Origin of the sequence: Micromonospora sp. NPDC049081, assembly GCF_040648835.1 — a bacterium.
Taxonomy (GTDB): domain Bacteria; phylum Actinomycetota; class Actinomycetes; order Mycobacteriales; family Micromonosporaceae; genus Micromonospora; species Micromonospora antibiotica.
This window is the reverse complement of sequence record NZ_JBEZEK010000016.1, coordinates 53,194-77,629: the sequence shown is the minus strand read 5'-3', so window position 1 is coordinate 77,629 and position 24,436 is coordinate 53,194. Positions and strand designations below refer to the sequence as shown.

Annotated in this window: 22 protein-coding genes; 9 read left to right on the top strand and 13 right to left on the bottom strand. The window is 71.8% G+C overall.

Going from position 1 to position 24,436, the window contains the following annotated elements; genetic code table 11:
• Positions 1-198: 198 nt before the first annotated feature.
• On the top strand, positions 199-1,575 hold the full coding sequence (locus AB0B63_RS22105) for a C39 family peptidase (protein WP_357021632.1): 1,377 nt from the start codon (positions 199-201) through the stop codon (positions 1,573-1,575).
• A 198-nt stretch (positions 1,576-1,773) separates the two neighbouring features.
• Here AB0B63_RS22105 and AB0B63_RS22100 read toward each other — a convergent pair whose 3' ends face one another.
• The 3 genes from AB0B63_RS22100 to mqnE form a co-directional block, all read right to left on the bottom strand.
• The gene (locus AB0B63_RS22100) at positions 1,774-2,046 is read right to left on the bottom strand and encodes a DUF4229 domain-containing protein (RefSeq protein ID WP_357021629.1); all 273 of its coding nucleotides are present in this window, start codon (positions 2,044-2,046) and stop codon (positions 1,774-1,776) included.
• 226 nt (positions 2,047-2,272) lie between these two features.
• Positions 2,273-2,713 (bottom strand): hypothetical protein, encoded by a 441-nt coding sequence (locus tag AB0B63_RS22095; RefSeq protein ID WP_357021626.1) that lies wholly within the window; start codon positions 2,711-2,713, stop codon positions 2,273-2,275.
• Between the two features lie 23 nt (positions 2,714-2,736).
• Positions 2,737-3,906, bottom strand: a complete 1,170-nt coding sequence (mqnE, locus tag AB0B63_RS22090) for an aminofutalosine synthase MqnE (protein ID WP_219465818.1) — start codon at positions 3,904-3,906, stop codon at positions 2,737-2,739.
• 245 nt (positions 3,907-4,151) lie between these two features.
• Here mqnE and AB0B63_RS22085 point away from each other — a divergent pair, with 245 nt between their 5' ends.
• The 4 genes from AB0B63_RS22085 (at position 4,152) to AB0B63_RS22070 (ending at position 10,465) form a co-directional block, all read left to right on the top strand.
• Positions 4,152-5,726: a C40 family peptidase gene (locus tag AB0B63_RS22085; protein ID WP_357021623.1), complete on the top strand. Its 1,575-nt coding sequence runs from the start codon at positions 4,152-4,154 to the stop codon at positions 5,724-5,726.
• Positions 5,727-5,856: 130 nt separating this feature from the next.
• Complete coding sequence (locus AB0B63_RS22080) at positions 5,857-7,629, top strand: hypothetical protein (protein WP_357021620.1); 1,773 nt, start codon at positions 5,857-5,859, stop codon at positions 7,627-7,629.
• A gap of 300 nt (positions 7,630-7,929) precedes the next feature.
• A complete protein-coding gene (locus AB0B63_RS22075; RefSeq protein WP_357021748.1) occupies positions 7,930-9,750 on the top strand; it encodes a DEAD/DEAH box helicase in 1,821 nt (606 codons plus the stop codon).
• A gap of 94 nt (positions 9,751-9,844) precedes the next feature.
• Positions 9,845-10,465: a putative glycolipid-binding domain-containing protein gene (locus tag AB0B63_RS22070; RefSeq protein WP_208565478.1), complete on the top strand. Its 621-nt coding sequence runs from the start codon at positions 9,845-9,847 to the stop codon at positions 10,463-10,465.
• Between the two features lie 115 nt (positions 10,466-10,580).
• Here AB0B63_RS22070 and AB0B63_RS22065 read toward each other — a convergent pair whose 3' ends face one another.
• Positions 10,581-11,672 (bottom strand): PLP-dependent cysteine synthase family protein, encoded by a 1,092-nt coding sequence (locus tag AB0B63_RS22065; RefSeq protein ID WP_208565477.1) that lies wholly within the window; start codon positions 11,670-11,672, stop codon positions 10,581-10,583.
• 127 nt (positions 11,673-11,799) lie between these two features.
• Positions 11,800-12,258: an Lrp/AsnC family transcriptional regulator gene (locus tag AB0B63_RS22060; RefSeq protein ID WP_208565476.1), complete on the bottom strand. Its 459-nt coding sequence runs from the start codon at positions 12,256-12,258 to the stop codon at positions 11,800-11,802.
• Positions 12,259-12,526: 268 nt separating this feature from the next.
• Between AB0B63_RS22060 and AB0B63_RS22055 the strand changes: the two genes are divergently transcribed.
• On the top strand, positions 12,527-12,793 hold the full coding sequence (locus tag AB0B63_RS22055; RefSeq protein WP_084261470.1) for a BldC family transcriptional regulator: 267 nt from the start codon (positions 12,527-12,529) through the stop codon (positions 12,791-12,793).
• 279 nt (positions 12,794-13,072) lie between these two features.
• Here AB0B63_RS22055 and AB0B63_RS22050 read toward each other — a convergent pair whose 3' ends face one another.
• Positions 13,073-13,699, bottom strand: a complete 627-nt coding sequence (locus tag AB0B63_RS22050) for a UbiX family flavin prenyltransferase (RefSeq protein ID WP_208565475.1) — start codon at positions 13,697-13,699, stop codon at positions 13,073-13,075.
• Positions 13,700-13,945: 246 nt separating this feature from the next.
• Here AB0B63_RS22050 and AB0B63_RS22045 point away from each other — a divergent pair, with 246 nt between their 5' ends.
• On the top strand, positions 13,946-14,905 hold the full coding sequence (locus AB0B63_RS22045; RefSeq protein WP_357021613.1) for a terpene synthase: 960 nt from the start codon (positions 13,946-13,948) through the stop codon (positions 14,903-14,905).
• Between the two features lie 209 nt (positions 14,906-15,114).
• On the opposite strand, the gene mqnP is transcribed toward AB0B63_RS22045, so the two are convergent.
• Positions 15,115-16,026, bottom strand: coding sequence for a menaquinone biosynthesis prenyltransferase MqnP (gene mqnP, locus AB0B63_RS22040; RefSeq protein WP_208565473.1), 912 nt, complete (start codon positions 16,024-16,026; stop codon positions 15,115-15,117).
• Positions 16,026-17,486, bottom strand: coding sequence for a menaquinone biosynthesis decarboxylase (locus AB0B63_RS22035; RefSeq protein ID WP_208565472.1), 1,461 nt, complete (start codon positions 17,484-17,486; stop codon positions 16,026-16,028). Before AB0B63_RS22035 ends, mqnP begins: the two co-directional genes overlap by 1 nt.
• A gap of 388 nt (positions 17,487-17,874) precedes the next feature.
• On the opposite strand from AB0B63_RS22035, the gene AB0B63_RS22030 reads away from it, so the two are divergent.
• The gene (locus AB0B63_RS22030) at positions 17,875-18,747 is read left to right on the top strand and encodes an alpha/beta hydrolase (protein WP_357021609.1); all 873 of its coding nucleotides are present in this window, start codon (positions 17,875-17,877) and stop codon (positions 18,745-18,747) included.
• A 77-nt stretch (positions 18,748-18,824) separates the two neighbouring features.
• On the opposite strand, the gene AB0B63_RS22025 is transcribed toward AB0B63_RS22030, so the two are convergent.
• The 3 genes from AB0B63_RS22025 to AB0B63_RS22015 all read right to left on the bottom strand — a co-directional run bounded on the left by AB0B63_RS22025 (position 18,825) and on the right by AB0B63_RS22015 (position 20,980).
• The gene (locus AB0B63_RS22025) at positions 18,825-19,706 is read right to left on the bottom strand and encodes a nucleotidyl transferase AbiEii/AbiGii toxin family protein (protein WP_357021606.1); all 882 of its coding nucleotides are present in this window, start codon (positions 19,704-19,706) and stop codon (positions 18,825-18,827) included.
• A complete protein-coding gene (locus AB0B63_RS22020; protein ID WP_357021603.1) occupies positions 19,703-20,299 on the bottom strand; it encodes a type IV toxin-antitoxin system AbiEi family antitoxin domain-containing protein in 597 nt (198 codons plus the stop codon). The genes AB0B63_RS22025 and AB0B63_RS22020 overlap by 4 nt, the downstream gene beginning before the upstream one ends.
• 120 nt (positions 20,300-20,419) lie before the next feature.
• Complete coding sequence (locus AB0B63_RS22015) at positions 20,420-20,980, bottom strand: carboxymuconolactone decarboxylase family protein (RefSeq protein ID WP_357021599.1); 561 nt, start codon at positions 20,978-20,980, stop codon at positions 20,420-20,422.
• 63 nt (positions 20,981-21,043) lie between these two features.
• Here AB0B63_RS22015 and AB0B63_RS22010 point away from each other — a divergent pair, with 63 nt between their 5' ends.
• Entirely contained in the window at positions 21,044-21,520 is a 477-nt protein-coding gene (locus tag AB0B63_RS22010; RefSeq protein ID WP_357021596.1) for a MarR family winged helix-turn-helix transcriptional regulator, read from the top strand.
• Between the two features lie 50 nt (positions 21,521-21,570).
• Here the strand turns inward: AB0B63_RS22010 and AB0B63_RS22005 are convergent, their stop codons facing one another.
• Entirely contained in the window at positions 21,571-22,560 is a 990-nt protein-coding gene (locus AB0B63_RS22005) for a LacI family DNA-binding transcriptional regulator (protein WP_208565462.1), read from the bottom strand.
• A 220-nt stretch (positions 22,561-22,780) separates the two neighbouring features.
• Complete coding sequence (locus tag AB0B63_RS22000; RefSeq protein ID WP_357021591.1) at positions 22,781-24,358, bottom strand: ricin-type beta-trefoil lectin domain protein; 1,578 nt, start codon at positions 24,356-24,358, stop codon at positions 22,781-22,783.
• Between the last annotated feature and the right edge of the window lie 78 nt (positions 24,359-24,436).

Genomic DNA, 24,436 nt, shown 5'->3' with positions numbered 1-24,436 from the left:
CCTCCTCGGGGTACGGGAGATCCCGTTGTGTGCCCACTTCACCAGGAGTCACATGGTCATATCAATATCCGTGACTGTCTCCAACCATCCCGACCGGATCGTCACATCGGCAATGACTTTCTCACCTGCAAGCCCTGGCGAAACTTCCTGCCGGGCGGGACAGTGAACGACAACGATTCCCCACCCCGCGGAGTTGCCATGTCCAGCAGAGCCCTGCGCGCGGTCGCCCTGGTCGGCGTCGCCACCCTCACCCTGCTCGCCAGCACCGCACCCGTCCACGCCGCCGGCCCGTCACCCACCGGGACGCCCCCACCCGCCGGGGACCGCCCGCCCCCGGGCGGACACGACGAGCAGATCACCTTCCAGGAGTGGTCCCGGCACCCCGACTGGCGGGCCGGCACCCACCGGGGCACGTACGCCGCACCCGGACACCGCGCCGGCCTCACCATCGGCCGCCCGGCCGGCACCACCGAGTTCACCGACCCGCACACCGGCACCACCCGCACCTGGGAGTACGCCACCTGGACCTCGCCACCCACCACGATCGGCTTCGACGCCACCGAACTCGTCGCCTCCTGGAACGCCGACACCCCGGCCGGCACCTGGCTCCAGGTCGAACTCCAGGGCACCTACACCACCGGCGACCACACCCCGTGGTACGTCATGGCCCGCTGGGCCTCCGGTGACCGCGACATCGCCCGCGCCACCCTGGACGGTCAGGGCGACCCCTGGTCCAGCGTGTGGACCGACACCTTCGCCATCGACGACGCCGCCGCCGGGGTGCTGCTGCGGTCGTACCAACTGCGGCTCACCCTCTACCGCGCACCCGGTCAGGCCGCCGCGCCCCGGGTCCGGATGCTCGGTGCGATGAGTTCGCACGTGCCGGACCGGTTCACCGTCACCCCGAGCCGGGGCCACATCGCCTGGGGCACCGAACTGCCCGTGCCGGCCCGCTCCCAGATGATCCACCGGGGCAGCTACCCCGAATGGGGCGGCGGCGGTCAGGTCTGGTGCAGCCCGACGTCCACCACGATGGTGCTGGAGCACTACGGCAAGCTGCCGTCGGCGGCCGACCTGTCCTGGATCGACCCCGACCACCCCGACCCGCAGGTCGTCCACGCCGCCCGGATGACCTGGGACAACGAGTACGAAGGCGCGGGCAACTGGCCGTTCAACACCGCGTACGCGGCCAGCTTCCCCGGCATCGAGGCCCGGGTCACCCGACTGCACTCCCTCGACGAGGCGGAACGCTTCATCCGGGCCGGCATCCCCGTGGTCACCTCGCAGTCCTTCCTCGACACCGAGCTGGACGGGTCGAACTACGGCACCTCCGGGCACCTCTTCGTGATCGTCGGCTTCACCGCCGACGGCGACGTGATCGTCAACGACCCGGCGTCGGCGTCCAACGCCGAGGTCCGCAACGTCTACCGACGCGACCAGTTCGAGCAGATCTGGCTACGCACCAAGCGCTACCGGGCGAACGGCACGGTGGCCGGTGGGTCGGGCGGCATCGCGTACCTGATCAAGCCGATCGACCGCCCATGGCCGGTGGTCCCGGGCTCGACCAACTGGTGATCCCCTCCCCGACCGGCATGATCCACTCCGGACGGTCGAAGTAGCGGTATCACCACGCCGCGACACCGCCACGGGGCCGATCTGGAGTGGATCGCCGCCGATCGGGCCACCAGCGAGCGCCCGGCGCGGCCTGTTCCGGCGGACGCGGTTCGGGCGGACGCGGTTCGGGCGAACGCGGTTCGGGCGAACGCGCGGGGGTCAGCGGGGTTGGTCGCCCTCGACGGGTTGGTCGTCGCCGGCCAAGGCGGAGCGGAGCCGCTCCTTCTCCGCGCGTCGCCGCTCGGCGGCGGCGGCCACCTCCTCGGCCATCTGGTCCCGCCAGCCCCGAAGCAGGAAGAACGACGCGGCGGCGGAAAAGATCAACGCCACCATCAGCTTCAGGAAGAGGTTCATCCCGACCGGCCACAACGCCGCCACGACCACCAGGAACAGCCCGATCCGGGCCAGCGTGTACTTCACCGCCGCGCTCACCGGGCTACCTCAGTTCGCGACTGCGGGGCTCGCAACACCGGCTCACTCCTCGCACTCACCAGGCTACCTCAGTTCGCGACTGCGGGGCTCGCAACACCGGCTCACTCCTCGCACTCACCAGGCCACCCCAGTTCGCGACTGCGGGGCTCGCAACACCGGCTCACTCCTCGCGCTCACGTCTTCCCCACTCCTTGCACTCTGCGCCGGGGGCTCCGACGCCGGTGGTTCAGCCCGTCCGTCGGGCCAGCCAGTGCACGCCCTGGAACCAGAGCACCGCGTACCCGACGGTGAACGCGAGCGCGGCCAACCCGCCGGTGAACAGCGGCGCGAGCCCGGCGGCCAGGCCCGCCACCAGCAGCCCGGCGACCACCGCGACCACCGCGGCGGCCAGGGCCGCCACCACCCGGGCCGCACCGAAGTCCCAGGCCCGGAATTCGTCCCAGAACAGCCAGACCGGCAGGATCACCGCGAGCCAGCCGTTGGTACGGCCGAAGTCGCCCGCGCCGGCCACGGCGAACGCCCAGTCGAAGAGCACCAGCGCCAGCACGCCGATCACCCAACCGGCCAGGCTCACCCCGAGCAGGTCACCCAGGGTGAGGATGCGTCCCTCGGTGTCGCGGCGGGGAAACCCGCTGCGCTGCTGCGCGGTCGGCTGCTGTCCGGTCATGGTGTGACGAGCATACGGCCGGGTCAGGCCCAGACCTGCTGCGGCTCGGCACGCCGGGACGCCAACGCGGGTGCCCGGTCGTACTCGCGGACCACGTTGTAGCGGGTGTCCCGCTCGACCGGCTGGAAGCCGGCGTCCCAGATCAGGTGCAGCAGGTCGTCACGGTGCATGGTGTTCGGGGTGCCGTACGAGTCGGCGTCGTGGGTGATCTTGTATTCGACGACCGAGCCGTCCAGGTCGTCCACGCCGAAGTTGAGCGAGAGCTGGGCCACCGACAGGCCGTGCATCACCCAGAAGTTCTTCACGTGCGGGACGTTGTCGAACAACAACCGGGACACCGCGAACGTCTTGAGCGACTCGGCCGGCGAGGCCATCGTGGTGCGCGCCTGGATCCGGTTACGGATCTTGCCGTCCGCCGAGTCGACGAAGTCGTGCTGGTAGCGCAGCGGGATGAAGACCGCGAACCCGCCGGTCTCGTCCTGCAACTCACGCAACCGCAGCACGTGGTCGACCCGGTGCCGGGGCTCCTCGATGTGGCCGTAGAGCATCGTCGCCGGGGTCTTCATGCCCTTGGCGTGGGCCAACGCGTGGATCCGGGACCAGTCCTCCCAGTGGCAGGCGTGGTCGACGATGTGCTGGCGGACCTCCCAGTCGAAGATCTCCGCGCCGCCGCCGGTCAACGACTCCAGGCCGGCGTCCATCAGCTCGTCGAGGATCTCGTCGGCCGACAGGCCACTGATCTTCTCGAACCACTGCACCTCGGTCGCGGTGAAACACTTGAGCTTGACGTTGGGCAGCGCCGCCTTCAGCTCCCGCAGCACCTTCGGGTAGTAGCGCCAGGGCAACGTGGGGTGCAGGCCGTTGACGATGTGCAACTCGGTGAGCTGCTCGTCCTCCATCTCCTTGGCCTTGCGGACCGCCTCCTCGATACGCATCGTGTACGCGTCCTTCTCGCCCGGCTTGCGCTGGAACGAGCAGTACGCACACGAGGCGGAACAGACGTTCGTCAGGTTGAGGTGCCGGTTGACGTTGAACATCACCCGTTCGCCGTTCAACTCCGTACGCCGGTGGTGGGCCAGCCGGCCCAACCAGGTCAGGTCGTCGCTCTCATAGAGGGCGATCCCGTCCGAGCGGGTCAGTCGCTCCCCCGCGTACACCTTCGCTTCGAGCTCACGCTTGAGTCCGGCGTCCATCGAAAAGCCACGTCCCTTCCACCTGCGGTCGGATCGAGCCTACGTCGGACGAGCGACAGGTCGGCAGGACGGGCACCGCCAGCGACCTACCTCACCCGCACTCCCAGGGTTCTCCAAGCTGCTCACGCATCGACATCGTTGTCCCGGTGCGGTAAGACAGGATGGGACGCGGCGCACACCCCGGCGTCCCGGGTCGTCGCGCCCCACCTCACGCGGCGGCACCATCACCCGGCACAGGGAGCGGAATGGTCGACAGCGGGCACGGGCGACGACAGCGACGACGCAGGGTCCCGGTGATCTCCCCGGTGCTGCGGCCGGCGCTCTGGTCGGCGCTGCTCGGCGCGGTCGCCGCGATGGTCCTGGCCACCCCGGCCTATGCCGAGCCGCCGCTGCCCAACACCGTCCCGGACACCGGTTCCCGGCCGGTGGTCACCGGCGGGTTGCAGCTGCCCGGCGCGGCGACGCCCGGCTACCCGCTCCCGGGCCAGCCCAGCTACCCGACCCTGCCGGTCGGCGGGCTACCGACCAGCCCGCTGCTGTCCCAGATCGACACCCTGACCGCGCAGAACGGTCAGCTCGCCGACCAGCTCCTGCAGTTGCAGAAGCAACGCGACGACGCACGGGTCCAGCTCACCGGCGTCCAGGGTGAGCTGACCCGGGCCCGGGGTGCGCTGACCGTGGCGGAGCAGCAGGCCAACGCCGTCGCCGCGAACGCCTTCAAGGCCGCCGCCGCCCTGCCGCCCGGTGAACTGGCCCGCGACCTGCACGGACTGAGCGTCCTGCAGCGGGTCTCCCGGGGGCAGCAGGCCGACGACGAGACCACCGCGGCGGCCGGCGAACTGTCCCGGGCCCGGACGGCCGAGCAGGTCGCCGCCCAGGCGGTCACCGCCGCCACCGACCGGGTCCGGCGGGCGGAGGAACAGTTCGCCGCGGTGCAGAAGGCGCTGCGCGACAACGACGCCAAGATCGCCAAGCTGCGTGCGGACAACCAGGCCCAGCTCATCGCGCTGGAAAAGCAGCAGGAGGCCGCCGAGCAGAAGCTGGGTGCGGCGTACGTCGAGGGGCAGAGCAGCACCGGGCTGAACGCCAGCCCGCAGGCGCTCGCCGCCGTGCGGTACGCGCTCGCGCAGCTCGGCGACCCCTACCTGTGGGCGGCCGAAGGCCCGGACCGCTTCGACTGCTCGGGGCTGATGTGGGCCGCCTACCGGTCCGCCGGCTACTACGACCTGCCCCGGGTCGCCCGCGACCAGTACTACGCCACGCGGAGCCGGACGGTCTCCCAGGCGGCCCTGCTCCCCGGCGACCTGCTCTTCTTCGCTTCGGGCAGCAGCTGGACGACCATCCACCACGTCGCCATGTACATCGGCGGGGGGCGGATGGTGCAGGCGCCACGCAGCGGCGACGTGGTCAAGATCTCCCAGGTCCGGTGGTCCGGTCTCTACGCCGCCACCCGGGTCGTCGGCGCGGTGAACACCCCCGGCTCCCCGATCACCCAGGTCCCGACGCCGTCCCCGACGCCGAAGCCCACCACCGCGTCGCCGAAGCCCACCACGCCCTCCCCGAAGCCCACCACCGCGTCGCCGAAGCCGACCACGCCCACGCCCCGGCCGACGGCGACCACCGCACCGACGAAGCCACCGACGCCGAAGCCCACGCCCACCCCGAGCAAGAGCCCCGACCCGACGCCGAGCGTCTCCGGCACCGGCACGCCGGACAGCAGCACCAACCCGACCACGGCCGGCAGCACCGGCGCCCCGGAGAGCAGCCGGTCGGCGTCTACCTCCACCTCGGCGACCGCCTCGGCGAGCACCGGGAGCTGACCGACCGCCACCGTTGCGACCACCCTCGGCACTCCGACTGTGCCGACGGGGCGAGATGTGGCACGGTGACACGAGGCACATCCGGTCGCCGTTCACAGGGCACGGGTGCGAGGGTGCGCGGAGGGCGATCATGGCTGAGCAAGAGGTTCCGGTGCGACACGTCGACCAGGGATCCGTGCCCGACCCGGCCACCGGCAGCCCGGACCGACCCGTCGTATCCGCCGACGCCCCCGACCGGTCCGGTGCCGCGACCTCCGACACCCCAGGCCGACCCACCGAGGTCTCCGGCCGGCCCACCGGAACCGCCGACACCCCGGCCCGGCCTGGTCCGGCCGCCGACACCCCGGCCCGGCCTGGTCCGGCCGCCGACGGGTCGGCCCGCGCCACGGCCAGCGTGCACACCATGACCGTGCCGCCCGAGGGTGACGAACTGCCCTCCGGGGTGGCCACCGCGACCACCTACCGGGCGGGCAGCCCCACCGCCGCCGGCCCGTCCACCGTCCCCGCCTCGCGAACACCCGAACCGGGTGACCCGGCTCCCGGCGGTTCGGGCCCGGTCGGCCCGGCCACTCCGGGCGGTGTTCCCGGACAACGCGGCGGATCGGACGGCGGGACGGCCCGGGCCAGCGTTTCGGTCCCCGGGCTGAGTCGCATCTCCGCCGCCGAGGCCGAAGGCGCGGCAGCGGGCGCGGGGACCCGGCCGGGTGACGCGGCCCCCGGGGTGTACCGGTCGGCACCGGTCAGCCCGGAGCCGCCCGAGCCGGCGCAGCCCCCGACCCCGGCCCAGCCGCCCGCCCCGCCGACCCCGGGGCAGCCCTCCACCCCACCGACCCCGGTCCAGCCGCCCACCCCGCCGACCCCGGACCCGGAGCCCGCCCCCGAGCCGTCGCCGGCCCCACGGCCGTCGCCCGTTCCCGAGCCGTCGCCGGCCCCCACCCCCGAGCCGCCCGCGCCCGGCCCGTTCCCCGCGCCGGTCCCGCCGCTGCCCGGCCCTCCGCCGGGTCCCACCCCGGTCCCGCCCGGTCCGGTCCCACCCGTACCGGGGCCGCCGGTGCCGCCCCCGGGTCCGGTGGTGCCGCCGTCGCCGGCACCGCCCGGCCCGATGCCGGCACCCCCGTTCCCGCCGCCACCGGCCATGCCCGGCCGCGCGACCCCGACCGTCCGGGCCAGCGCCTCCGCGGTCGTCCGCACCGCCGCCGGCCCGCCCCCCGCCGGAACCGCCAACCCGCCCGCCACCGGCACCGCCAGCCCGCCCGCCGCGACACCGTCAGCCCCGGCACCCGTCGCCTTCACCGCGCCCACCTCGGCGCCGCCGTCCGTGTCCGCGCCCCCGCTCCCGCCGGCCGCTGCCGTCACCCCACCCGCATCTCCGCCCCCACCCACCTTCACCCCACCGGCGTCCGCGCCCCCGGCACCGGTGGCGAGCACCGGCTCGGGTGCCGTCGGCGCGACCACCCCGACGTTCCGGGCCCCGGTCGTGCCCGACCCGGCCGCTGACGGGGCGACGTCGGCGCTGCCGGTGGTGCCGGCACCCGCACCGCCCGAACCACCCCGCTTCGCCCCCGCCCCGGTCGGGACGACCGACGGCGTGACCCGCCCCGCCACCGGCACCTCGTACCGGGGCGGTCCGGACCTGGCGAGCATCGGCTACGGCGGCACCGACGGCCCGGGGCACTCCACGATCGCGTTCCCGGCAGCCAACCCGGTGGAGAACTCCGGCTCGCTGACCGGGCACATCCTGGCCCAGGGGTGGTCCGACACGCCGGCCCCGCGATCCCGGACCACCCGGGTGGTGATCGTGCTCGCCGCTTCGCTCGGGCTGCTGGTCGCGATCAGCGTGCTGGTCGTCCTGCTCGCCAACGACGTGATGGACGGGCTGGTCGGCAACATGCTGTCCGAGTGAGGCCGGGCCGACCGGGGCGGCACGCAGGTGCTGGTGGGCGTATCCGTCGGGCGGATAAGGCCCACCGGATCGGGGTGAGTCCGCCCACTACCGGCTCGGGGTTCACTGGCGGCACCGCCGGATCGCCGTACACTGGTCGGGATCACTGACCTGGCGCGCGTGGCGTGCCCCTGGGCGATCTTGCGGGCGATTCGGCGGCGTACCTCATGCTGCGGCGGGCCATCGCGAAGATGCGCCCCGCTCGAAAGGCCTTTCTTGACCACCTCTGTTGACTCCGGCACCATTCCGTCCGCCCACGACCTGCCGACCGGTGACGCCACCGGCAACGAACCCGCTCCGGCCGCCCCCGTCGTGGGCTTCGCCGACCTGGGACTGCCCCGGCAGCTGGTCGACACCCTCGCCCGGCAGGGCATCACCACCCCGTTCGAGATCCAGCGGGCCACCCTGCCCGACGCCCTCGCCGGCCGGGACGTGCTCGGTCGGGGCCAGACCGGCTCCGGCAAGACCCTCGCCTTCGGCCTGCCGATCATCGCCCGGCTGGCCGAACGCAACCGGGCCCGGCCGCTGCACCCGCGCGCCCTGGTCCTGGTCCCCACCCGCGAGCTGGCGATGCAGGTCAACGACGCGCTGCTGCCGCTCGGCAAGGCCGTCGGGATCTTCCTCAAGACCGCCGTCGGCGGCGTCCCGTACGACCGGCAGGTCGACGCGCTGCGCCGGGGTGTCGAGATCGTCGTGGCCACCCCCGGCCGGCTCGGCGACCTGATCAACCGGGGCGTCTGCGTCCTGGACGACGTCGAGGTGACCGTGCTGGACGAGGCCGACCAGATGGCCGACATGGGCTTCCTCCCCGAGGTCACCGAGTTGCTCGCTAAGACCCCGGCGAACGCCCAGCGGCTGCTCTTCTCGGCCACCCTGGACGGTGACGTCGACACCCTGGTCAGGCGGTTCATGACCGACCCGGTGACCCACTCCACCGCCCCGTCGACCGCGTCGGTGTCCACCATGGACCACCACCTGCTGCTGATCCCGCCGCACGACAAGTTCGCCGTGGCGGCGTCGATCGCGGCCCGCCCCGGCCGGACCATGCTCTTCGCCCGTACCCAGCTCGGGGTCGACCGGCTGGTGGAGCAGCTCGGCGCGGTCGGCGTACGGGCCGGTGGGTTGCACGGCGGCAAGACCCAGCGGATGCGTACCAAGACCCTCGCCGAGTTCAAGGAGGGGCGGATGGACGTGCTGGTCGCCACCGACGTGGCGGCCCGGGGCATCCACGTCGACGGCGTCTCCCTGGTGCTGCACATCGACCCGCCGAAGGACCCGAAGGACTACCTGCACCGGGCGGGTCGTACCGCTCGGGCCGGCGAGTCGGGCGCGGTGGCCACGCTGGTGCTGCCCAAGCAGCGGCGGACCACGCTGGCGATGATGGAGAAGGCCGGCGTGTCCCCGGCGGAGACCCGGGTCCGGGTCGGTGACGCGGTGCTGACCGAGCTGACCGGGGCCCGTGAGCCGAGCGGCGTCCCCGTCGTGGTCCGCGAGGAGCCCGAGCCCCGCCGGCACGGTGACCGCCCGCGCCGCTTCGGCGACCGGGACTCCCGCAGCTACGGCGGCAACCGTGACAGCCGGGGCTACTCCGGCAGTCGCGACAGCCGGGGTCACGGCGGCGACCAGGGCTACGGCGCCCGGCCGACCGGCGAACGCGGCTACGGCGACCGGCCCACCGGCGACCGGGGTTACAGCGCCCGGCCCAGCGGCGAGCGCGGCTACGGCGGCGACCGGGGCTACGGCACCCGCCCCACCGGCGACCGGAGTTACAGCGCCCGACCCACCGGCGAACGCGGCTACGGCGACCGGCCCACCGGCGACCGGAGTTACGGGGATCGCGCACCGGCCGACCGGGGTTACGGCGACCGCAGCGACAGGCGTTTCGGTGACCGGGGCGAGCAGCGTTTCGGCGACCGGGACACCCGGGGCGAGCAGCGTTCCGGGGAGCGCCGGTTCGGTGCCGGTGAGCCGCGTGCCACCGACCGTCGGGGCGGGTTCCGCACCGAGGGCCGGGTCCGCGACGACCGGCCGCGTGACGACCGGCAGGGCTTCGGCGGTAGGCCCCCGGCGCGTACCCACTGATCCGTGCTGTCCGACGCCGCCCCGGAGCCCGCGCTCCGGGGCGGCGTTCGCGCATGCGCTGCCGGCTGCGTCCGGCTGGCGTAACGTCCGGACCATGGCGCGATCACTGTTCTGGAGCCGGACGGACACTGCCGGGGCCGAGTACGCCGTCCTCGACGACGGCCCCCGGTTCGCCGCGCACGGCACCCAACTGGCCGTCGACCCGGTCCCCCACACCTGCCGCTACCGGCTGGTGACCGGCGCGGACGGGGGCACGGACTCGCTCGCCGTGGAGGCCGAGGGGGCCGGTTGGTCGCGGACCGTACGCCTGGAACGCGGGACGGACGGCTGGCGGGTGACGACCGGCGAGCAGGGCGACCTGGACGCGGTGCTGCGGGCGGCCGGGCAGCCACCGGCCGGCCTACCCGGCATCGAGGACACCGACCGGCTGCACGACGCCGTCGACGTCGACCTGGCCGGCTCGGCGCTGTTCAACAGCCTACCGATCCGCAGACTGGGGTTGGCCGGGGCGACGTCGAGCACCGAACACCGGATCACCGTGGCCTGGGTGCTGACGCCGAGCCTGGAGGTGGTGGTCGGCGAGCAGGTCTACACCGCGCTCGGGCCGGGTCGGGTGGGTTTCACCAGCGACACCTTCCGCACCGAGTTGGAGGTGGACGGCGAGGGGCTGGTCCGGCACTATCCCGGCCTCGCCGACCGGGCGGACCTGGGCTGATCCGCGCCCTGGTCGGCAGCCGACCGCACGGTGGCTGGAGCCCGCCGGGTTACGGCCGCTACCCGGCGGCGCGGCACGTCCACGGTGGCACTGCCGGCCAGCCACCGCGACGCCGTCAGGTCGGCCAGTCGCCGGTGGTGAGGAACCGGTCGATGGTGGCCAGGTGCGGGGCCAGGTCGAGGCCCTGTGCGGCCACCCACCCGTCATCGTAGTAGGTGTCGGTGTACCGATCCCCGGCGTCGCAGATCAGGGTGACCACCGAGCCCGTCCGACCCTGCGCGAGCAGCTCGGCGATCAACCCGAACGCCCCCCACAGGTTGGTGCCGGTCGAGCCGCCGACCCGCCGGCCGAGCACCGCCGAGCCGGCCCGCATGGCGGCCAGTGAGGCGGCGTCCGGCACCTGGGTCATCCGGTCCACCACCGAGGGGAGGAAGGACGCCTCGACGGTGGGTCGACCGATCCCTTCGATCCGGGAACCACGCCCGGTGCGTACCGACCAGTCGGCGGCCTGCCACGCCGGGTAGAACGCCGAGTTCTCCGGGTCGACCACGCAGAGCTTGGTGGGCAGCCGCTGGAAGCGGGCGTACCGGCCGATGGTGGCGCTGGTGCCGCCGGTGCCCGCACCGACCACGATCCAGGCGGGCACCGGGTGCCGTTCCAGGGAGAGCTGGGCATAGATCGACTCGGCGATGTTGTTGTTGCCCCGCCAGTCGGTGGCCCGTTCGGCGTAGGTGAACTGGTCCATGAAGTGCCCGCCGCTGTCCTCGGCGAGCCAGCGCGCCTCGACCACCACCTTGGCCGGGTCGTCGACCAGGTGGCAACGCCCGCCGTGGAACTCGATCTGGGCGATCTTCTCGGGTGAGGTGGAGGCGGGCATCACGGCGACGAACGGCAGCCCGAGCATCCGGGCGAAGTACGCCTCGGAGACCGCCGTCGAGCCGGAGGACGCCTCGATCACCGTGGTCGCCGGCCCGATCCAGCCGTTGCAGAGCCCGTAGAGGAACAGCGATCGGGCCAACCGGTGCTTGAGCGAGCCGGTGGGGTGCACCGACTCGTCCTTGAGATAAAGGTCGATCCCCCACTGCCGGGGCAGCGGGAACGGCAGCAGGTGGGTGTCGGCCGACCGGTTGGCGTCGGCCTCCACCGCGGCGATCGCCTCGGTCACCCAGACCCGGCTGGCCTCGTCGCACCGCTCCAGATGAGTCACGACGGCAACGGTACAAGCGAGGTCGGCTCGCGTTCGGGTCGACCCGGCATCCGCCGCCGACGGCGGGGACGGCCACGCTGCGCGTACGGCCGGCGGGAGGGGGACCGGTGGGTGGCGTGCCGGCCGGTCAGGAGGCCGGCGGGTCGATCGGCTGGGGCCGGTTCTCCCACTTGGTCGACAGCGCGATGCCCGTGCGGGTGGAGGCCACCCCGGGGGTACGGCTCAGCCGCACGATCAGCTGCTCCAGCTCGGCGATGGTGCCCACCCGGGCCTTGAGCAGGAAGGACTCGACGCCGGCCATGAAATAGCAGGATTCGATCTCGGGCATCTGCCGGAACGTCTCCAGCACGTCGTCGGTGTCCCCGCCGGAGTCCTCGACGATGCCGATCAACGCGGTCACCCCGAGGCCGATGGCTTCCGGCTCGACCTCGGCCCGGTAGGCCCGGATGACGCCGCTGGACTCCAGCTTGCCGACCCGCTCGTGCACGGCCGGCGCGGAGAGGCCGACCTGCCGGGCCAGCTCGGCGTACGACAGGCGGGCGTTACCGCGCAGTAGTTCGACGAGGCTCCGGTCGATCGCGTCCACGGAGGGTGAGCCTATCCGTTGGGGCGTAACGTCCGGCGACCGGCATCCGTTGGATTTGACAGCAGGTGACAGTTCGCAGACCGACGGTCAAGGGAGTCCCGCGCCGGTACCATTTACTAACTTCCCACTCCGTGCGTTTTTCGCGTTTGGCGGACAGGCCAGTTCGCTGGTGCTGTAATTGCCATACGTCCCTCATGACGGCTCTGGGCTCGCACCGGCCGGGGGCAGTGTGTTCAGCCGAGGGCTTCGTCGACGCGAGGAGGGGGCTGTGGACACTGGAGATCGCCTGCTGACACCGGGTGAGGTCGCCGCACTGTTTCGGGTGGACCCGAAGACTGTGACGCGGTGGGCGGCGGCCGGCCGGATAGGCAGCATCCGGACTCCAGGCGGGCATCGCCGGTTTCGGGAATCCGAGGTGCGGGCCCTGCTGGAAGGGGAGGGCATGTTGGACGAGGCGGATGACATGGGCAAACCACGCAATGTGGGCCCAGCCGCCTCGACCGGGCCGGGTCCGGCCAATGCCGGGATGTACTGAATGGTGCGAGACGGACGCGCGGGCCGGCCGAAAGGTCCGGCCCGCCGCCGCTTGACCGGGTAGGAACCGGCCGGGACCGATCGTTGCACCCCGGCACCCGTCCCGGTCGACGGCCGCGACCGGCTACACGGCTCGGTAGACGCCAGCGGCCGGGCACATCTCCCGGCAGCCGGGCACACGTTCCGCTCGCCCGGAACCGGCCGGGCACACGGTTCCGGCGGCCGGGCACACGGTTCCGGCGGCCGGGCACATTCCGGTCGACGGCGGCGGTCGTGGTGGTCAGCGCCCGGCGGCCAACTGGCCCGCCCAGCGCCGGAACAGGGTGTGCGGCACCCCCAGGGCGTCCAGCACCTTGCCGGCGACGAAGTCGACCAGCTGCTGAGCGGTGGCCGACGCCCCCGCACCGTAGAAGCCGGGGCTGGCCGGCAGCACCACCGCACCGGCGTCGTGCAGCGCGATCAGGTGTTCCAGGTGGCTGCGGGTCACCGGGGTCTCCCGGGGCACCAGCACCACCGGCCGCCGCTCCTTGAGGTTGACCTCGGCGGCGCGTTGCAGCAGATCCTTCGACAGGCCGATGGCGATGCCGGCGCAGGCCGCCGTGCTGGCCGGTACCACCGCCATCCCGCGTACCCGGTAGGAGCCGCTGCTCGGGCCGGCCGCGATGTCACCGGCCGGCCAGTGTCGTACGTCGTCGCCCGTCAGGTCGCGCCCCAGCCAACCGGCGAGGTCCTCGGCCCAGTGGCCGTCCCGGAACGGCCGGCCGGTCTCGTCGAGAACGGTCAACCGGGCGGCCCGGGACACGATCAGGTCCACCGGCTGCCCGGCGTCGAGCAACCCCCGGACGACGGCCGCCGCGTACGGGGTGCCGGACGCCCCCGAAACCCCCACCACCCATGGTTCGCGCATACGCCCAGCCTGCCTGGTGTACGCCGGCAGCCGCCGCCCACCCCCGCAATCGCCCGTCCGCTCCGGCGGTCACCCTCTCCGCGCGTCCCGACCCGACGACCGCATCACGGGGCGGGACCGGCTGATCCACTCACCGTCGTCATGCCCGCGGACCAGGCGTTCGTCGACCAGCCCGGACGGCGCGTCAGCGGCGGACCTGCGATGCTGCGATCGGATGATCCACATCGTACGGGGGAGACATCGGTAATGGTCGACGAGATCCTCTGGTCGTTACGGTCGGCGTGCCCGATCCCGCCCCGGCTCTCCCCGTACGCCGAGGGGGTGCAGGACTGGTTGTTGGACCGCCTGCCCCGACTGGGCCTGCCGTTGGGCACCGAGGCGTTGCACCGGCTCGACCGGGCGGGCTTCGCCCGGTACGCCGGCCGCCTCTATCCGGACGCGAGCGAACCGGACCTGCGTACCGTGGCCGCCCTGTTCACCTGGTTCTTCCTGGTCGACGACGCCTGCGACGGGCCGGACCGGCTGCCCTCGGAGCAGATCCGGGCCCTACGGCGAGGGACGCTGACGCTGCTGCACGACGGCCCCCGACGGCGACACCCGAACTTCGGTGGTCCGCTACGCCGGCTGCTGGTGGAGGCGTGGCGGGCCCCCCGCCGCCGGATGCCGGCGCGCTGGCGACTGCGGTTCGCCGACGCGGTCGGCGACCACCTGGACGGCAACTGGCGGGAGGCGGTGGCGAAGGAGAACGGGCGGGTGCCCGGGGTGGCCGAGTACATCGCGCTGCGCCGGGCCACCTCGGCGGCGTACGTGTCGTATCCGCTGATCGAGTTCGTCGGGGGCCGGGTGCTGCCCGACGCCGTGTACCACCATCCGCTGCTGCGCCGGATCGGCACCCTCGGCAACGACCTGCTCTCCTGGTACAACGACCTCGCCTCGATGGAACGGGACCGGGTCACCTCGGGTGGGCACAACCTGGTGCTGGCGCTGGCCGCCGAGCGGAACGTACCGGTGGCGCAGGCGGTGGAGCTGGTCGCCGAGCGGTGGCGAGACACGATGGCCCGCTTCCAGGCGCAACGCGCCGCGGTCCCGTCGTTCGGTCCCGCGCTGGACAAATCCGTCACCACCCACCTCGACGGCATAGCGAACGCCGTCCGCGGCACCATCGACTGGACCCTGGAAAGCGCCCGCTACCCCACCCACCCCTAACCCCCACCCACCCCGGCCCGCCCCGGCCCACCCCGGCCCACCCCGGCCCACCCCGGCCCACCCCGGCCCACCCCGGTGATCAAGAGGTTTGCGTCAACTTGAAGATCAAAGTTGACGCAAACCTCTTGATCACCTGACGCAAACCTCTTGATCACCGGGGCGAGGGGGAAGGGCAGGGGCAGGGGGCAGGGGCGAGGGGAGGGGCGGGGTCAGGCGTCGAGGTTGAGGCGGAGTACCAGGTCGAGTAGGGCGAAGGCGAACAGGGCGATGCCGACGAAACCGTTGGCGGTGAAGAAGGCCCGGTTGACCTTGCTGAGGTCGGTGGGGGTGACCACCACGTGCTGGTAGCCGAAGGCGACCGCGGTGAGCGCCAGCCCGATCCACCAGGGCCAGCCGTAGCCGACCAGCGCACCGAACCAGATGAACAGCGCGAACGTCACCACGTGCGCGACGGTGGAGGCGTGCAGGGCGAAGCGCCGGCCGTAGCGGGCGGGGACGCTGCGTACCCCGATCCGGCGGTCGACCTCGTCGTCCTGGCAGGCGTAGATCAGGTCGAAGCCGCCGATCCACAGGCCGACGGCCGCGCCGAGCAGCCAGGCGGGCCCCGAGCCGGCGAAGGTGCCGGTGACGGCGAGCCAGGCGCCGACCGGGCCGACCGCCTGGGCGATGGCCAGGATGGCGTGCGGCCAGTCGGTGAACCGCTTGCCGTAGGGGTAGACGACCAGCGGGATCACGGCGAGCGGGGCGAGCACCAGGCAGAGCGGGTTGAGCAGGGCGGCGGCGGCGAGGAAGACCACCAGGGCGACGGCCGCGCCGGTCCAGGCCGTCCGCACGCTCACCGCCCCGGTGACCAGTTCCCGCCCGGCGGTACGCGGGTTACGGGCGTCGATCCGCCGGTCGAGGATGCGGTTGGCGGCCATGGCGAACGTCCGTGCCCCGACCATCGCCACGGTGATCAGCAGCAGGTCGAGCCAGCGCACCCGACCGCCGTTGACCTGCATCGCGGTCAGCGCCGACAGGTACGCGAACGGCAGCGCGAAGACGGAGTGCTCGATCGCGACGAGCTTGAGGAAGGACTTGACCCGGCCGGGGCGGGCGGCGGGGGCGACGGCGGTGGCCATCAGATGCCGTACTCCTTCCAGCGCTTGTCGACCAGGGAGGTGACCTCCGGCGACATGGTCATCTCCTCCGGCCAGCCCCGGGTGTAGCCCTCGGTGGGCAGCTTGCGGGTGGCGTCGACGCCGACCTTGCCGCCCCAGAACTGCTGGTAGGACGAGTGGTCGAGGTGGTCGACCGGGCCTTCGGTGAGCAGCAGGTCGCGGGCGTAGTCGACGTTGCCGAAGGCGCGGAAGGCGACCTCGTTGTAGTCGTGCACGTCGCAGTCCTCGTCGACGATCACGATCAGCTTGGTCAGCGACATCAGGTGCGCGCCCCAGATCGCGTTCATGACCTTCTGCGCGTGCTTGGGGTAGCGCTTGCGGATCGATACGATCGCGCAGTTGTGGAACACCCCGGCGGCCGGCAGGTCGTAGTCGACGATGTCCGGGATCAGCAGCTTGAGCAGCGGTTGGAAGATCCGCTCGGTGGCCTTGCCGAGGCCGTGGTCCTCCTGCGGCGGCTTGGACGTGACGATCGAGTGGTAGACCGGGTTGCGCTGGGTGGTCATCGTCTCGATGTGCAGCACCGGGAACGGCTCGACCGGGGTGTAGAAGCCGGTGTGGTCGCCGAACGGGCCCTCGGGCAGGCGCTCGCCGGGTTCGAGGTAGCCCTCCAGCACGATCTGCGCGTGCGCCGGCACCTGCAACGGCACGGTCAGGCAGTCGACCATCTCGACGCGTTCGCCGCGCAGGAACCCGGCGAACAGGTATTCGTCGATGTCACCGGGGAGCGGCGCGGAGGCGGCGTAGCTGACCACCGGGTCGCAGCCGATGGCGATGGCGACCGGGAGCCGCTGGCCGAGCCGTTCGGCGACCGCGTGGTGGGCGGTGGAGTCCTTGTGGATCTGCCAGTGCATGCCGAGCGTGTTGCGGGAGTGCTGCTGGAGGCGGTAGAGGCCGAGGTTGCGCTTGCCGGTCTCGGGGTGCTTGGTGTGGGTCAGCCCGTAGTTGTGGAAGATCCCGCCGTCGCCGGGCCAGACCTGCAGGCCGGGCAGCCGGCCCAGGTCGACGTCGTCACCGGAGTAGACCACCTCCTGGCAGGGGGCGGTCTTCACCTTGCGCGGCGGCACCGACTTGAGCTGCATGACCTTGCCCAGGCCCTCGCGGATGCCGGACCAGCCGACCGGCAGCTCCGGCTTGACCAGCGCGCCGATCCGGTCGCCGATCTCGTCGAGTGACTCGACGCCGAGCGCCATCGCCATCCGCTTCTCGGTGCCGAACAGGTTGATCGCCACCGGCATCTCACCCCGGGTGGGCCGCTCGAACAGCAGCGCCGGCCCGCCGGCCCGTACCGTCCGGGTGACCACCTCGCTGATCTCCAGCGTGGGGTCCACCGGGACGGTCACCCGCCGCAGCTCGCCGGCCCGTTCCAGGGCCGCGAGAAAGTCCTTGAGATCGGTGTACGGGAAGCCACGTGCCGCCATACGGCCAGTCTCCCGCACCCCCGCCGGCACCGCCCACGCCGGGTGGGGCCCGGCGGTGTGCGCCTCCCCACCCGGACCGGCACGCCTCCCCACGCGGGCGGGCACGCCCCCTCACGGGCGGGCACGCCTCCCCACGCGGGCGGGCACGCCTCCCCACGCGGGCGGGCACGCCTCCCCACGCGGGCGGGCACGCCTCCCCACGCGGGCGGCGACCGCCCCGCTCAGAGATCGTGGAAGGAAGAGGCCCTCAGAGGGGCCAATTCCTGCCAAGATCTCGGCGAACGTCTCTCCGTGCGGGCAGGTGCGTCTCTCCGGTCGACAGCTGCTCGTTGGACGGGTGACGGTGGGTCGGCCGGTCGGGCCGTCGAGGTGCGGGACGGGAGCGGGCATGGGCGACGGACGCGTTCCGGCGGGCTTCACCGAGCAGCGGGCACAGGTCAGTGACGTGGGGATCAACTACGTCCGGGGCGGCCGGGGGCCGACCCTGGTGCTGCTGCACGGCTATCCGCAGTGCTGGCGGATGTGGCGGGCGCTGCTGCCGGAGCTGGCCACGTCGTACCAGGTGATCGCCCCCGACCTGCGCGGTTTCGGCGACAGCGACGCCCCACCCGGCGGCTACGACAAGAAGACAGTCGCCGCCGACCTGCACGGGCTGCTGACCGGCCTGGGCCTGGCCGACGACATCCGGCTGGTCGGCCACGACCTGGGCACCATGGTCGCGTACGCCTACGCCGCCGCCCACCCGGACACGGTGTCCCGGTTGGTGCTGACCGAGGCACCGATCCCGGACGAGAGCATCTACGCGTTCCCCGCGTTGAGCACGGCCGGGCCGGCGGTGTGGAACTTCGGCTTCTTCAACGTCACCAACGGCCTACCGGAGGACCTGGTCACCGGCCGGGAGGCGCGTTGGGTGGACCGCTTCACCGACTCGATCATGGTGAACAAGGGCAGCATCGGCCCGGCCAACATCGAGGAGTACGCCCGGCATCTGACCGACCCGGCGCACCTGCGGGCCAGCTTCGACTATTTCCGGGCCTTCGCGCAGGACGTCGCGGACAACACGGCGTACCGGAAGAATCCGCTGCCGATGCCGGTGCTGGCCATCGGCGCGGCGGCCAGCCTCGGCGGTCAGGTCGCCGACCAGGTACGCCGCTACGCCCGCACGGTCGACGGCCGGGTAATCAACGACAGCGGGCACTGGCTGTTCGAGGAGCGCCCCGCCGAACTGACCGCCCTGCTGCTCCCTTTCCTGCACGACTGACAGCCCCGGTCCGGCGAGAACTGCCTGCGACAGCGGGCCCTGGCACAGCGACGTGCGGGTTCTCGTCCCGCCTCGTGTCACTGATCCCCTGCGGCACGAGCCTGCGCCCAGTGCCCTGAGACGATCTTGTGTGCCTCGACGGCAGACCTCACCGCCAGCCCGATCTCCGCAGCCAAGACTTCGTACCGGACGTTCCACGATGGCGGCGGTTCGGGGAGATCATCTGGCACCGTATGGGTACCTCGGATGGAGAAGACGTGGTGCACCCGCCTGACCAGCGCTTCATCAGCTGGCACACCGTCCTCCACCAGCAGGACGAGGTCGACCAGATCTCTGACCCGGGTGGACAGCCCGGTCTCGTAGAGCCGCGTCAGGGCATGCAGCTTCTCGGCGTACTGCTGCCGCAGGTCAGCTACCCAGATCGCCCGGGTGGGGATGGCGGCGAATGCCAGGTCGTCAGGCAGTTCGCGCAGCTCGACGCCGCCAAGCTCCTCGGGTCGCGCCACCACGTCCAGCTTGAGCTTGGCGAAGAGTTGGCCGGCAAGGCGACTCTCGACCGCGAAGCGCCAGGCCGGACGGCCGTACGCGTCGTCGCGTAGCCGGACCGGCGCGGTGGCCGAGTAGCTGAACCCGTCACCGTCAGGGTCGGTGAGCAGGGCCTCGGTGAGCACCTCGTGGAGTTCCGTTCCGTCGCCCGGATCTGCTACCAGGCCCGGCCGCATCACCAGGTCGACATCACGGGTCGATCGTGCGAGCCCGGGCCGCCTCAGCTCGACCGCCATACCACCCTTGAGCACCCAGGCATCGGTGTTCTGATGGACGAGTCGCACCAGGAGCCGGGTGAAGGCAAGGCGGCGGCGGAGCCAGTTGGGGTCCCTGCCGAGCAGTCGCGCACGTTCGAGGATGCGGCTGTCGAGGGCAGCGCGGAGCGCGGAAGGCGTCGAGTATTTCCTGTTCATCGACCTGCCGCCGCCAGGGCCGTCTGCGCACCCAGCTCCGCCGTGGGGCCCAGTTCCGTGGCGGCGGCGCGCAGCCGCCGTGGGGTGGTGAGGCCCCGGCTGAGCGCCTCGGCGACAGCACCGTCGAGCCACTGTTGCTCGATCCTTGCCTGTGCGCACTCGGCAAGTGCGCGACTCGGGGTCGTCACCCGGAACCCTTCTCGATCTTCGATGTCCGCCTCGGGGGGAAGCGGTCGGTGCAGGACGATCTCCGGAGCCGAGCGTCGGAACCGCGCGGGGACCGACAGATGCACCCTGGCCGGGTCGAGATCACCAAGGTCGTGCACGGAGAGCGCGCTGGCATGACTCACCACGCCCACAGCTCCGCTCCACAGCACCCAACGGACGAGATGATCCGCCGGATGCGCCGGCCAATCCACCAGCCGGAAAACACCCCGGTCGGCCCGCACCCAGTTGCCGTGATCAACGTGGTATTTCTGCGCCTGATACGAGTATCCAGTGTCCCGAGCCTGTGCGGCGGTGACGTAGCCGTGCTGACGAGCAGCGAGCTGGAACAGCGCTCGCCGGTTCGTCCGCTGGCCGGATGGTGACACCCGATTAGGGTAACAAACTAAAGAAAAACTTTAGTTTCTGGTCAGTCAGCAACACGGAACTAAAGTTTTCTTTTAGTTTCCGCACCGAGAGGTGCATCCTTCTCGTCGACGGTCGGCCGGTCAGGCCACCGGCTCCCAGGCGTACGCGGTCAGGGGCGGGTCGAGCGGGGCGCGGGTGAGCCGGTTGGCGAAGGTCGAGATGGTGTACGCCCCCACCCCGAGCACCACGTCAAGGGCGTGCCGGGGCCGGTAACCGGCGTCGAGAAAGGCGGTCAGCTCCTCGTCCGGCACGTCACCGGCGTGATCGAGGACGGCGCGGGTGAACCGGCGCAGCGCCGCCAGCCGGGGTTCGGGCAGTTCGGTGCCGTCGCGCAGCGCGCCGATCAGGTCAGCGGAGGCACCCAGCCGGGTCAGGGTGGCGGTGTGCATCGCCACGCAGAGGTGGCACCGGTTGCGGGTGGCGACGGTCAGCACCACCACCTCCCGCTCGACCGGTGCGAGGTCGGTGGCCTCGAAGGTGGCGGAGGCGGTCAGGAACCCCTTGAGCAGTTCGGGGGATTCGGCCAGCAGGCCGACCGCGCCGGGCAGGTGGCCGAGTTTCCGCTGCACGCCGGCCATGGTCGGGCGGGCGGCGTCGGGCGCGGTGTCGAGGGTGTGGATGGTGAAGGTCGGTCGGGACATGGGGGTACCCCTCACGTACGATGGTCAACGTGGTTGTCCAAACAGTAAACCAGGTTGTCGAACATGTCGACGGGTGACCCCGAGCGGCCCGGCTTCGTGCTGCCCCTGCTGCTGCTCGCCGGCTTCCGCAGCCTGGTCGACGACCTGCACGCCGAGTTGGCCCGGCAGGGGCACCCCGAGCTGCGGCCGGCGCACGGCTTCGTGCTCCAGGCCGTCGGGGTAGACGGCACCACCGCGTCCGACCTGGGCCACCGCCTCGGCGTCTCGAAGCAGGCCGCCGGAAAGACCGTCGACCGGCTGGTCGCCCTCGGCTACCTGGAACGCGCCGACGACCCGGCCGACGCCCGCCGCAAACTGGTCCGGATGACGGAGAAGGGCGTCGACGGGCTACGCCGGTCGGCGGTGCTCTTCGACGCGCTGCGGGAACGCTGGGTGGCCCGGCTAGGCGCGGAGCGGGTGGCCGCCCTGGAGGACGACCTGCGCGCGGTCACCCCGCCGGATTCCTTCCGCCTCGACGTCCCCGGCTGGTTCGGCACCTGACCACTTCAGAGCCAGGCGCGGAAGCACCGGCCGGAGCGGCCCGGTTGGGGTCAGGCGGTTCGCGGTGTTGCCGTGCTGGCCCGTGTCACCAGCCGGTTCGGCACCAGGCTGGTACCGGGCTCGACGGGCTGGTTGCGGATCTGCCGCAGCGCGGTCTCGACGCATCTGCGGCCCACTTCGGCGAAGTCCTGATGGATCGTGGTCAGCGGTGGGATGAACGAGGCGCTGTCCGGGATGTCGTCGAAGCCGATCACGCTGATGTCGCGGGGAACGATCCGTTGCTTCTCGTGCAACGCCCGCAGCACGCCGAGGGCCATCTGGTCGTTGCCGGCGAAGACCGCGGTGCACGACGCCTCGTCCGCCAGCAGGAGGCCGGCGCGGTAGCCGGATTCGGCCGACCAGTCGCCGCGATACATCGACGGTACGGGCCGACCCGCCCCTTCGAGCACGCAGCGCCACGCCGTCGCCCGACGCCCGGCGGCGAAGGACTCCGGCGGCCCGGCGACGTGCCAGACGGTGTGGTGGCCGAGGTCGAGCAGGTGTTGGACGGCCTGCCGCGCACCGTCGGCCTGATCGGTGTCCACCACGCTGTAACGGTCGCCGGCATCGGAGTCGACGACCACGACATGCACCCCTGGCGGGAGGACGAACATCGCGGCGTCGAGCAGATGCACCTCCATCACCACGATGACGGCGTCCACCGCCAGCTCGCCCAGTCGGGTGAACGCGCCCAGCACGCCGTGCTGGGTGGGTGTCGCCACGGGCATGAGCGTGATCACGTAACCTGCACGGCTGGCGTGGGTGGCGATCGCTTCGAGCAGCCGACTGTTTCCCGTGGTGGACAGCGTGAAGATGATGACGCCGATGGTGCGGAACTCGCCGTTCTTCAACGCCCGGGCCGCGCTGTTGGGCCGGTAGCCCAACTGCTGCATCGCCGCGAGAACCTGTTGGCGGGTGGACGCGACAACCCCGGGATGGCCGGTGGAGACGCGGGATACCGTCTGCGCGGAGACCCCGGCCGCTCGGGCCACGTCCGCCATCGACACGCGCCGGTGACGCCGGGTGGTGCCTGACGATCCTGCGCGGGCCCGCGGCACACCGTCCGGCGACGCTGGGATCATCGCTACGGTGCTCCTTTCGCAGCCCGGCGGGCTGTTGAACGACACGATAGAGCAGCTGTCGGTTCTTGACGCCATCCGAGAAAGACGTCGGAGGGATCCGGAACGCCTCGTTCCGGATCCCTCCGACGTCAGGTTGGTGTCAGCCGCGGGTCCACCGCTGGTTGGCGCCTCCGTTGCAGGTCCACATGTTCACCGCTGATCCGTTCGCGGTCGCGTTGTTGGCGACGTCCAGGCACAGCCCGGACTGGGCTCCCACCACGGTGTTGTTGGTGAGGGTCCACTGCTGGCTGGCACCGCTGCCGCAGTCCCAGAGGATCACCGTGGCGCCCGGCGTCGTGCTCTGACCGGAGACGTCAAGGCACTTGCCGAGCGACTGCAGCTGGCGGGTGGAGGCGTTGTACGTCCACTGCTGGTTGGCCCCGGTGTGGCAGTCCCAGAGCGCCGGCCTGGTCCCGTTTGCGGAGTTGCTGTTCGGCACGTCGAGGCAACGACCCGACTGGGCGCCGATCAGTCTCGCCGTCGTTGTCCCCGTGGACGGGGCCGGTGTCGTCGGCACGACGCCGCCCAGGTCGATGGTGCTGTACGTGACGGAGTTGACGGTGCTGCCGTTGTAGCCGCCGCTGAGCACCACCAGGCTGTGGCCGTCGGCCAGCGGAACCATGCCGCGGCTGTACCCGCCGGCGACCTTGGAATCGACACGGGTCCAGGCGTTCGCGGCACCGCCCTGGGTGTTGACCAACACGTCGGTTGTGCTTTGCGCACTGACGACGAGGGTGCCGTTGGAGCCGCCGGTGGGAAGCCAGGTGATGTACGGGTTCCAGAAGGCGGTCTGGCCGTCGGTCGACCTCAGGACCTGGCCGGTGACTGAGCCGAACGCCTCGGGGTTGGAAGAGATCTTGTAATAGACCGCGAGGTTTCCCGCCGGCGAGCCCCCGTACTCGTACGTCATCACGTAGTTGCCGTTCGGCAGCTTCGCAACTGTCGACATGCCGGGTCGGTCGCTTCGGGTGGAGGTCGCCACGTCGTCGACGACGGGGCCCCAGTTGATGCCGTCCGTGCTGACCTGGTGCACCAGCTTCTGGCTGTGGTTGCTGTCTCGCTCGTCGGAGTAGTAGACGATGAGTCTGTTGCCGTTGACCAGGAAGAAGGGTTCCCAGACCGGTCTGCCTGCGCCGTTGACGATGTTCTTGACGAAGGTCCAGGTCTGCCCTTGGTTCGTGCTGGCGTACATGTCGATCTTGAAGCCGGAGCGGTTACTGGGGACGGAGTCGCCGGCGGCCAGGATGGTCCCGGCGGGGAAGTTGCCGATCGCGGTGGGCAGTTCGAACAGCTGTGGTTGCCAGCGCATGCCCCAGCCGTTCTGGGTGTCGGCGACTTCCGAGATCTTGGTCCAGGAGTTGCCGGTGTCGGTGCTGCGGTAGATCGGGAAGACGGGCTTGCCGTTGGTGTACTGCTCGAAGGTGGCGAGCATGGTGCCGTTGGACGACCCGCTGTGCTCCAGCCGTATCCCCCTGGGGTAGAGCGTGCCGGGGGCGGGGGTGCCGGACGGCGGGGTGTACATGGTCTGCGAGGAGCGGGTGATGGCCTCGCTCACCGTGGGGAGGAGGACCGTGCCGACCGCCGCGACCAGGGCGAGCAGCAGGAGCAGGACAAGGAGGGGGACGGGACGGGAAAGCGGGGCGGCGCCGGATCTGGCGCCTGTCTGCTTCGGGAACATGTGCGGCTCCAATAGCGGGGGAACGAGGTTCTCGTCCGGGTCCGCCGCGTCGGGAGTGACCAGGTGGCGGTACGGCGG